This window comes from Nonomuraea candida (genome assembly GCF_000725485.1).
GTDB classification, from domain to species: Bacteria; Actinomycetota; Actinomycetes; order Streptosporangiales; family Streptosporangiaceae; genus Nonomuraea; species Nonomuraea candida.
Genome location: NZ_KL647036.1, coordinates 815 through 8,669, shown reverse-complemented (window position 1 = coordinate 8,669; position 7,855 = coordinate 815). Strand labels below are relative to the sequence as shown.

The window sequence follows — 7,855 nt, the reverse complement described above, 5'->3', positions numbered from 1 at the left end:
CGGCGAGCACGCCGCCATCCGCGACTACGCCCCGCTGCTCGCCCAGCTCGCGGTCGGCCGCGAATTCGCCTTCCGGCTCACCGCCAACCCCGTCCAGAACACCTCCACCCCCACCAAACCCACCACCATTCAGCTCGAACGCGCCGCCGAGACCAAACACCGCTCCTTCCGCATCGGCCACCGCACCGCCGGCCAGCAACTCACCTGGTTCCTGTCCCGAGCCCAGCGCTGGGGATTCGAGGTGCCGCTCGCCCACACCGACCCACCGGCGCCCGGCCTGCAACCCGACCAGGACAACCACCAGCCGCCAAAGCCGTATGAGGTGCGCATCACCGCCCGGGAACGCCGCTCCTTCCGCAAGAAGAACGGCGCCAAACCCGTCGTCCTGCACGTCGCCACCTTTGAAGGCCGCCTGCGCATCACCGACACGACGACCTTCACCGAGCGGCTCCTGAACGGGATCGGCCCGGCCAAATCCTACGGCTGCGGCCTGCTCACCCTCGCCCCCCTGCCCGAGCGCCGTCAGGAGCGGTGATGGCGGACATCTGGCAGAAGGCACACCCGCACGACCTGCACCGCATCGCCGACCGCGTCTCCAGCGTCTACATCGAACGCAGCCACATCGACCGCGACGAGAACGCCATCGTCGTCATCAACAAACGCGACACCGTCCGCATCCCCGCCGCCATGATCGCCGTCATGCTCATCGGCCCTGGCACCCGCATCACCCACGGCGCCGTCCAGCTCCTCGGTGACTCCGGCACCGCCGTCTGCTGGGTCGGCGAACAAGGCGTCCGCCTGTACGCCTCCGGCCTCGGCCCCAGCCGTGGCGCCGGCCTCCTCTACCGCCAGGCCTGGCTCGTCACCCGACCCAAAGAACGACTAACCGTCGCCCGCGCCATGTACGGCATGCGCTTCCCCGGCGAAGACGTCACCGCCATGACCATGCAACAACTCCGTGGCCGCGAAGGTGCCCGCGTCCGCAAGCAGTACCAGCACCATTCCCGCCGCACCGGCGTCGCCTGGACCGGCCGCAACTACCGCCCCGGCGACCCCTTCGCCGCCGGCGACGACCTCAACCGCCTGCTATCGGCCGCCAACACCGCCCTGTACGGCATCTGCCACGCCGTCATCGTCGGCCTGGGCGCCAGCCCCGGCCTCGGCTTCGTCCACACCGGCTCCGCCACGTCCTTCGTCATGGACATCGCCGACCTCTACAAGGCCGACTACACCATCCCCCTCGCCTTTGACCTCGCCGCCCAAGGCATGACCGAAGAACGCGACGCACGCCTCGGTCTGCGCGACCGCATCGCCTCCGACAAACTGCTCGGCCGCATCGTCTCCGACATCAAATCCCTGCTCTCACCCGACAGCACCGACATCCCCGACATCGATGTCAACGAACTCTGGGACGACAAGGTCGGCACCGTTACCGGAGGCGTCAACTGGGCCGGAACCGAAGAGTTCCCCGACGATCCTTTGTTCGTCGAGTTCGCCCAAGCCTCCATGGGCCAGGACCACATCGCCGTCATCGGCCCCGACTTCGATAAGCCACACCCAGACGAAGCAGACGACACATGACCGTCATCGTTCTCGTGGCCGCGCCTGAAGGGCTACGCGGCCACCTCACCCGCTGGATGGTCGAAGTCAGCGCTGGCATGTTCGTCGGCAACCCCAGCAAACGCATCCGCGACCGCATCTGGAAGCTCCTCGCCAACCGGATCGGCGACGGCCAAGCCATACTCGTCGAGCCTGCCTCCAACGAACAAGGCTGGGCCATCCGCACCGCGGGCAAGGACCGCTGGTACCCCGTCGACTTCGACGGACTGATTCTTTCTGCCCGCAACCACCGTTGAAATCCCAGCTCAGCAAGTGTCGGCCCCGCACGCGCGGGGATGGTCCTCCTCGGGCAGCGGGGGCAGGGGGAGAGCCCACGTCGGCCCCGCACGCGCGGGGATGGTCCGAAGTACGGGGTTGATCCCCTCTGGGGAGACTTGTCGGCCCCGCACGCGCGGGGATGGTCCTTCGGGCTGAACGACATCGCGCGGTTCTTCGGCGTCGGCCCCGCACGCGCGGGGATGGTCCGCAGGGCGACTTCATCGCCATGGCCGGCTACGCGTCGGCCCCGCACGCGCGGGGATGGTCCGCCTTCAAGCTTCAGCACGTCGCCGGCGAACTTGTCGGCCCCGCACGCGCGGGGATGGTCCGCTGCTGGCGTCCACAGCACCTGGAGCCCGTGTCGGCCCCGCACGCGCGGGGATGGTCCGAGGCGGCGGAGGATGGCGGCGAGGAGCATGGTGTCGGCCCCGCACGCGCGGGGATGGTCCGCGCAAGGGGTATCAGTGGGAGGTGGACTGTCGGTCGGCCCCGCACGCGCGGGGATGGTCCGAAGAACTCCGGGCGAAAATCCTCACCGAGGCAGTCGGCCCCGCACGCGCGGGGATGGTCCGGAAATACGAGCCTGCACCAATCGCGGGTGCGGGTCGGCCCCGCACGCGCGGGGATGGTCCCTCGGCATCACCCTCCGCCAGGACTCCCGGGCCGTCGGCCCCGCACGCGCGGGGATGGTCCGCTGGAGACGAGCCTGAACGCGGCGGCTGACCAGTCGGCCCCGCACGCGCGGGGATGGTCCGAGGGCGCACGCTCGACCGTGCGCGCCCGGCTCGTCGGCCCCGCACGCGCGGGGATGGTCCCTCCTACGGCCACCGGGTTGAGCAGAGGCTGGCGTCGGCCCCGCACGCGCGGGGATGGTCCTTCCTGATCGAGACTGCCTTCCTGGCCGATGGCGTCGGCCCCGCACGCGCGGGGATGGTCCCCAGACTCGACCTGGGGCGGCCAGGTGCAGAGAGTCGGCCCCGCACGCGCGGGGATGGTCCGATCGTCCGTGCTCGGTCGGCATCCATGCGCTTGTCGGCCCCGCACGCGCGGGGATGGTCCCCCGTCCCGGACAGTGGCCAGGCGGTCCGGCATGTCGGCCCCGCACGCGCGGGGATGGTCCGCCCAGCCAGAAACGGACAGCGTTCACCGTCCGGTCGGCCCCGCACGCGCGGGGATGATCCCGCGAGGTAGGTCTCCGTTCTGCGTGGAGGCGTCGGCTCCGCACCAGGGATGGTCCCCGTTCCAGACGGACCACAGCAGCAGCAGCCAGCTGGCACGTCGCGTTACGGAATATGCAGGAGTGCTGCGCCCGATCACGTGATGGTCGGCTTTGGCTCGTCGAGGAGGACCAGTGCGGTGATTCGCAGCTCCATGTCTTCGGTTCGGCTGGTATCCCGCCAGTAGTCCCGGTCCTCTTCGGCCTGCTCACGGGTGGCGCGCATCCGCGGCGTCATCCAGCCGGAGCTGTCGCCGATCTGGTTGGCGTCGACCACGACGTACCCGGCTACCAGCGCGGCGGGCGCGGCCTGCTCGGCGGCCGGAGCGGTCTGCTCGGGGATGGTGATCGTCATCGGGTGACCTCCTGGTCGTTGGTGAGGGGCTGGCAGGACAGGAGCCGGATCAGCACGTCCTCGCGGCCGGCCTCCTCGCACGAGCGGCAGACGGAGATGTCGCTGGTGCCCTTCGTGGTCTCGATGGCGCCGTCTCGGTGCATGGCGCAGACGCGCTGCGGGGCGCGCTCGCACCCGTGGTCGCAGGTGAACTGGATGATGGCGACGCCGGCGGCGTGGCACTGGCCGAGGTCTACGCCGAAGATGCTGGTCCTGGTCTCGCACCGGTTCGCTTCGGCGGCGGCCGCGCGGGCGGCGCGCTCCTCGTCGGTGCTGACGTGGCAGGCGATGAGCCCGGCCGGGTACGAGTCGATGGTGCCGTCCTGGACGGTGATGTAGTGGCCGCCTTCCGGGGTGCAGCCGTTGCAGAGCGGCCCGCACCAGGGCAGGGCCCGCACCGTCCGCACTGTGACCTCGGCCGCGCGGGTGTCCACGGTGACGTCGTCGTGCTCGGCGAACTCGACGGCCCGGCGGTGGATGTCGGCCGGATCGTCGCCGGGCACGAGCAGGGCGAGCCCATCGACGTTGACGAGCATCTTGATGCAGTCGCTCATGGCGTGGCCTCTCGTGGCGGGTGGTAGGCGATCTCGGTCAAGGTGGTTCGCAGGTTGGGGCCACTGTCGCGCCGGTAGACGGTCATCTCCTGGCAGGCGGGGCAGCGGCTGGCCTGGTAGCGGCTGGCCGGGCCGGGGGGTGGCCAGGCCGAACGCCATCTGCTGGGGGCCGGGGTGGTCGCACTGCTCGCACGCGGGGTCGATGTGGGTCATGAGCGGGGCGGCCTCCCAGCGTCGCCACGTGATCGAGGTGGCGCCGTCGAACCGGGGGAGGGCGGGGACGAACCGCTGTTGCACGGCGACCATGCCGCGCAGGGCCGCGTTCTCGGCGCGGAGGGTCCGAAGCTGCCCGTCGATGCCGGCCTGGAGCGCCTCGATCCGCTTCCGCAGGTCGTCCGTCGCGTCGCGGGGCCCCGCGGCGGGGCGCGGGGTGGCGGGGCTGCTCATGCGACCTGCCCCTCACCGTGGGCGGGCTGATCGGCCTGCTGGGCGGCGCGGAGCGCGAGGACGCGGGCGGGGTGGATGAACCCGATGGCCTCGATGCCGTCGCCGTTGACGCACCACGAGCCGTGGTCGGCGCCGCACTTCTCGCAATAGACGCGATCTCTGGCGGCCTGAAGCTCCCTCTCACGGTCCGAGAGCCTGCGGGGGCGCAGGGATGCCCTGGCGGCCTCGATCGCCGCCTTAGCGATCTCTCCGCGCCCCGTAGAGGCCTTCTGGGGCCTGGGGCGGGGCTCGGTGTCGGTGGGCGCGGCTGCGGCCTTCTCGTCCAGCTCGGCGCGGCGCTCCTTCCAGGCGGGCGGCGTCGGCGTCGGCCTGGCCGCCGGGGGGACCGCTGCCGGGGCGGCCGGTGCGGCGGGGGCAGGCTGCTCGGGCTGGGCGGGCCGGTCGGTGCGGCGCTTGCCGCCCTCGCACGCCGGGCAGTCCCCACCGTGGTCGAGGTCCTGGCCGTCCTCGCACCGCACGTTTGCGCAGCGGCGGGCCTGGACGATGGTGACGGCGACCGGGACGGCGTCGTTGACGCGCTCGCCCTTGTGCTGCCACCACAGCCAACGCCGCTCGATCCGCTCGACCAGCTCGGCCGGGCTGCGCGAGCCCAGCTCCCGCTGGATCGCCGCGAGCACCTTGCCGGACGCTCCGCGGCTGATGCGGCGGCGAAGCTCCTGGGGCAGCTGCTCGAACACGGCGGCGGCCGGGGCCACCGGCGGACGCTGGTTGGTGCCCTTCGTCGTCGCTGGCTTGTCTGCTCCGGACCGGAGGTCCGCGCGGCCCGGCTCCTCACCTACCTGTAGTCCGCCTACGGCGGGAGGGGGGTCTTGGAGGGAGTTTCTTGTAAGGGAGTTCTCTCTAAAGGAGTTGGGGGATTCAGAAACCCTCCTGGCGTCTTTGCTAAACCCCCCTGGCGGGGTTTCAGAAACCCCCCTGGCTTCGCCGCCCTGGGGGGTCTGTGAAACCCCCCAAGCGTCCGGGTCGTGTTCGCCCTGGTCGGGAGGGGTGTCGTTGTCGGGGCGGGGGCCGAGCGACTTGGGGCGGCGCTGCGGCGCGGCCTTGCCCTTGTCGCTGCGCGCGGCCCGCTTCGGTGCCGGGGCCAGATCGGGCCGGTCGGCCGGCTGGAGCGGCGGCAGGCCGCGCGTCGCCCGCTCGGCGTTCACCTGCGCCATCTGGGCATCGGAGAACCACGAGTACGGGATCTGGAGGTCGTAGACGTGCGGCCGCCGGTTGGCCGGGATGTGCTTGGCGACGGACTGGTCCCCGGAGGCGATGAGGCCGCGCTCGCGCAGGGCGGCCTGCACCTTCTGCACCGTCTTGGTGTCGCACATGGCTGCCTGGGCGAGCGTCTTCTTCGACTTGTACGAGTTGGTGCCGTCGTCCGGGGTGCGCTGCGCCATCGCAACCAACACGAGCTTCTCAGTCGGTGAGATGACGGGCGCGTAGTACATGGCCCAGTCCTCGGACAGGTTGCTCATCGGGCGCTCACCTGCGCGTGGGGGTGGAGCCCGGCGGCGACGTCGGGGGCGGTGATGTGCGCGAGCCAGCCGGCCAGGTCCTCGTCCGAGGGCGTGGCCAGCGGCTCCAGCGCGGGGGAAGCGGTCGCGGGGCGGCGCTTCCGGAAGACGAACAGCATGCTGCGGGTCTTTCTGTCGGTGGGGGACCGAAGGTGTCCGGCATGGGTTGCCGGGCTCGCGGACCCAAACAGGTCGCGAGGCTTACGTCCAACGGCGAAGATCGAGGGCGTGTTTTGGCTGGTCACGCCCGGGGTGTTCGTGCATCCCGGGCGTGTCGCGGCCTAGTCAGGCGACGCGGGCCAGGCTCCGGCGGCGGCGCCGCTCCTCGGCGAGCTCGTCAGGGTTGAGCCCGCCCCGGATGACGTGCCGCTCGTCCATGGCGATCGCCTCGTCCAGGCACTCCGCACGGACGGGGCACCGGACGCAGTACGCCTTGGCCTTGGCCTCGTCGTACTCGGGGCGGGGGCGGCCGTCGCGGAACGGCTCCTTGTCGTTGGAGAACAGCCAGCCGGGCGCGCCCTTGCACGCGGCGCGGGTGTGCCATCCGGGGGAGATCATGGGCAGCCTGCGGCGGGCCATCACTGCTCACCGTCCTCGGCGGCCGGGAGGGCGAGGATCGATGCCAGACGGCGGCTGGTAAGCAGGCCCGCCCGGTAGGCGTCCTCGATCACATGGTCGGCGTCGTCCATGAACTTCACGGTCGGGGACGGGTTGGTCGGCACCAGCGCCACACCGGGGATGTTCACGAACTCCCCGGTGCGCGGGTCGGCGGTCACGCCGTGCTTGGCGGACGCCTCGGCGAGGAGGGTCACGAACGCGGGCCGCACCTGCACGGTGATCTGGGCGCGGCCGGGCCCGAGCAGTTCGTCGAGAGCGGCCATCACCTGGGCGGCCTCGCTCTCCTTCACCTCCACGGTGATGGAGCGCTCTACCTCGGTGGGCGCGTTCGCCTCCACCCACGCCTGGAAGGCCGGCGAGTCGGTCACCTTGAACTGGTAGCCGACCTTCGGCTGGTTCACGGACGCGAACGGCCGACCGGCGATGTAGACGGTCAGCGTGTCGCCGGGGGCGAGCAGCGGCATCCCGTCGTCGGCGACCGTCTTCAACGTGGTGATGCGGTCGGTGATGACCTTGCCGACCTTCCGCTTCTCCAGGTAGCGAGCCATGGCCAGGTCGGTGGCGACCGCACGGCTGGACGGGGCCGCCGGGGCGGCGGGCATCGAGCCCGCCGCCTGGACGTCGTTGGTGCTCATACGCCCGCCTCCAGAGGCTCGTTGGCCTGCGCCGCCTGCTTGGCTCGGTGGGCGATGTCGCGCGCGGCGAGCAAGATTTCCCGCTTCGGCATGAACACCGCGCCGATCGCCTGCTCGTCCGTCTTACTGATGCGGCCCGCCGCGATCTCGGCGTCGATCTGGTTGCCGATCGCGGTCATCTGGTCGAGCGAAGTCGCGCCGCTGATGGCGACGATGATCCTCGACAGCAGCGACGGCTCGGCGGCGGACGCCTCCCCGCCGTCGAGCGGACGGTCACCTTCGTCGTAGCCGAGGGACACCTGCTGAGGCACGTTCGCCTGGATGTCCTCCGGCTCCTCCGGGCTCTGGCCGCCCGCCTGCGCCGCCTCCCGGGCGGCGATCTCCTCCGGCGTGGGGTCGGGCCACACATGCGTGCCGCCCACCAGCGCCGAGGTCTGGCCCTTGTTGTAGAGCGACAGGCCGAACTGGTCACCGAGCGGGATGGACGCCCGCTTGGTGGCCACGGAGATGGCCGACTTCATCGCCAACTCGTGGGCGTCGCCACGGGTCTGGTT

General features: G+C 71.2%; 10 protein-coding genes and 1 CRISPR repeat array. Of the genes, 3 read left to right on the top strand and 7 right to left on the bottom strand.

Annotated elements, in window-relative coordinates; genetic code table 11:
* The 3 genes from cas6e to cas2e form a co-directional block, all read left to right on the top strand.
* On the top strand, positions 1-535 hold a 535-nt coding region (cas6e, locus tag IO39_RS50020), incomplete at its 5' end, for a type I-E CRISPR-associated protein Cas6/Cse3/CasE (protein ID WP_043641378.1).
* On the top strand, positions 535-1,581 hold the full coding sequence (gene cas1e, locus IO39_RS50015) for a type I-E CRISPR-associated endonuclease Cas1e (RefSeq protein ID WP_043641376.1): 1,047 nt from the start codon (positions 535-537) through the stop codon (positions 1,579-1,581). The genes cas6e and cas1e, both read left to right, overlap by 1 nt.
* Positions 1,578-1,856 (top strand): type I-E CRISPR-associated endoribonuclease Cas2e, encoded by a 279-nt coding sequence (cas2e, locus tag IO39_RS50010; RefSeq protein WP_043641372.1) that lies wholly within the window; start codon positions 1,578-1,580, stop codon positions 1,854-1,856. The genes cas1e and cas2e overlap by 4 nt, the downstream gene beginning before the upstream one ends.
* 18 nt (positions 1,857-1,874) lie before the next feature.
* A CRISPR array of direct repeats spans positions 1,875-3,059; the repeat unit is 28 nt; unit sequence GTCGGCCCCGCACGCGCGGGGATGGTCC.
* A 132-nt stretch (positions 3,060-3,191) separates the two neighbouring features.
* Here cas2e and IO39_RS50005 read toward each other — a convergent pair.
* The 7 genes from IO39_RS50005 to IO39_RS49980 all read right to left on the bottom strand — a co-directional run.
* The gene (locus IO39_RS50005; protein WP_043641371.1) at positions 3,192-3,449 is read right to left on the bottom strand and encodes a hypothetical protein; all 258 of its coding nucleotides are present in this window, start codon (positions 3,447-3,449) and stop codon (positions 3,192-3,194) included.
* Positions 3,446-4,489: a hypothetical protein gene (locus IO39_RS50000; protein ID WP_043641370.1), complete on the bottom strand. Its 1,044-nt coding sequence runs from the start codon at positions 4,487-4,489 to the stop codon at positions 3,446-3,448. The genes IO39_RS50005 and IO39_RS50000 overlap by 4 nt, the downstream gene beginning before the upstream one ends.
* Positions 4,486-6,009 carry a helix-turn-helix domain-containing protein gene (locus IO39_RS49995; RefSeq protein ID WP_043641368.1) on the bottom strand — a complete coding sequence of 508 codons (1,524 nt, stop codon included), beginning with the start codon at positions 6,007-6,009 and terminating at the stop codon, positions 4,486-4,488. The genes IO39_RS50000 and IO39_RS49995 overlap by 4 nt, the downstream gene beginning before the upstream one ends.
* Complete coding sequence (locus IO39_RS55825; RefSeq protein ID WP_157549967.1) at positions 6,006-6,167, bottom strand: hypothetical protein; 162 nt, start codon at positions 6,165-6,167, stop codon at positions 6,006-6,008. The genes IO39_RS49995 and IO39_RS55825 overlap by 4 nt, the downstream gene beginning before the upstream one ends.
* A 166-nt stretch (positions 6,168-6,333) precedes the next feature.
* Positions 6,334-6,627, bottom strand: a complete 294-nt coding sequence (locus tag IO39_RS49990) for a WhiB family transcriptional regulator (protein WP_245642719.1) — start codon at positions 6,625-6,627, stop codon at positions 6,334-6,336.
* Positions 6,627-7,301 (bottom strand): hypothetical protein, encoded by a 675-nt coding sequence (locus IO39_RS49985; RefSeq protein ID WP_043641367.1) that lies wholly within the window; start codon positions 7,299-7,301, stop codon positions 6,627-6,629. Before IO39_RS49985 ends, IO39_RS49990 begins: the two co-directional genes overlap by 1 nt.
* A partial coding sequence (locus tag IO39_RS49980) for a Rad52/Rad22 family DNA repair protein (RefSeq protein WP_211267456.1) occupies positions 7,298-7,855 on the bottom strand: 558 nt, incomplete at its 5' end. The genes IO39_RS49985 and IO39_RS49980, both read right to left, overlap by 4 nt.

Bases quoted from the DNA above. Each gene is read 5' to 3' on its own strand.
- cas1e (WP_043641376.1), top strand. From the start codon at position 535: ATGGCGGACATCTGGCAGAAGGCACACCCGCACGACCTGCACCGCATC.
- cas2e (WP_043641372.1), top strand. From the start codon at position 1,578: ATGACCGTCATCGTTCTCGTGGCCGCGCCTGAAGGGCTACGCGGCCAC.
- IO39_RS50005 (WP_043641371.1), bottom strand. From the start codon at position 3,449: ATGACGATCACCATCCCCGAGCAGACCGCTCCGGCCGCCGAGCAGGCC.
- IO39_RS50000 (WP_043641370.1), bottom strand. From the start codon at position 4,489: ATGAGCAGCCCCGCCACCCCGCGCCCCGCCGCGGGGCCCCGCGACGCG.
- IO39_RS49995 (WP_043641368.1), bottom strand. From the start codon at position 6,009: ATGAGCAACCTGTCCGAGGACTGGGCCATGTACTACGCGCCCGTCATC.
- IO39_RS55825 (WP_157549967.1), bottom strand. From the start codon at position 6,167: ATGCTGTTCGTCTTCCGGAAGCGCCGCCCCGCGACCGCTTCCCCCGCG.
- IO39_RS49990 (WP_245642719.1), bottom strand. From the start codon at position 6,627: ATGGCCCGCCGCAGGCTGCCCATGATCTCCCCCGGATGGCACACCCGC.
- IO39_RS49985 (WP_043641367.1), bottom strand. From the start codon at position 7,301: ATGAGCACCAACGACGTCCAGGCGGCGGGCTCGATGCCCGCCGCCCCG.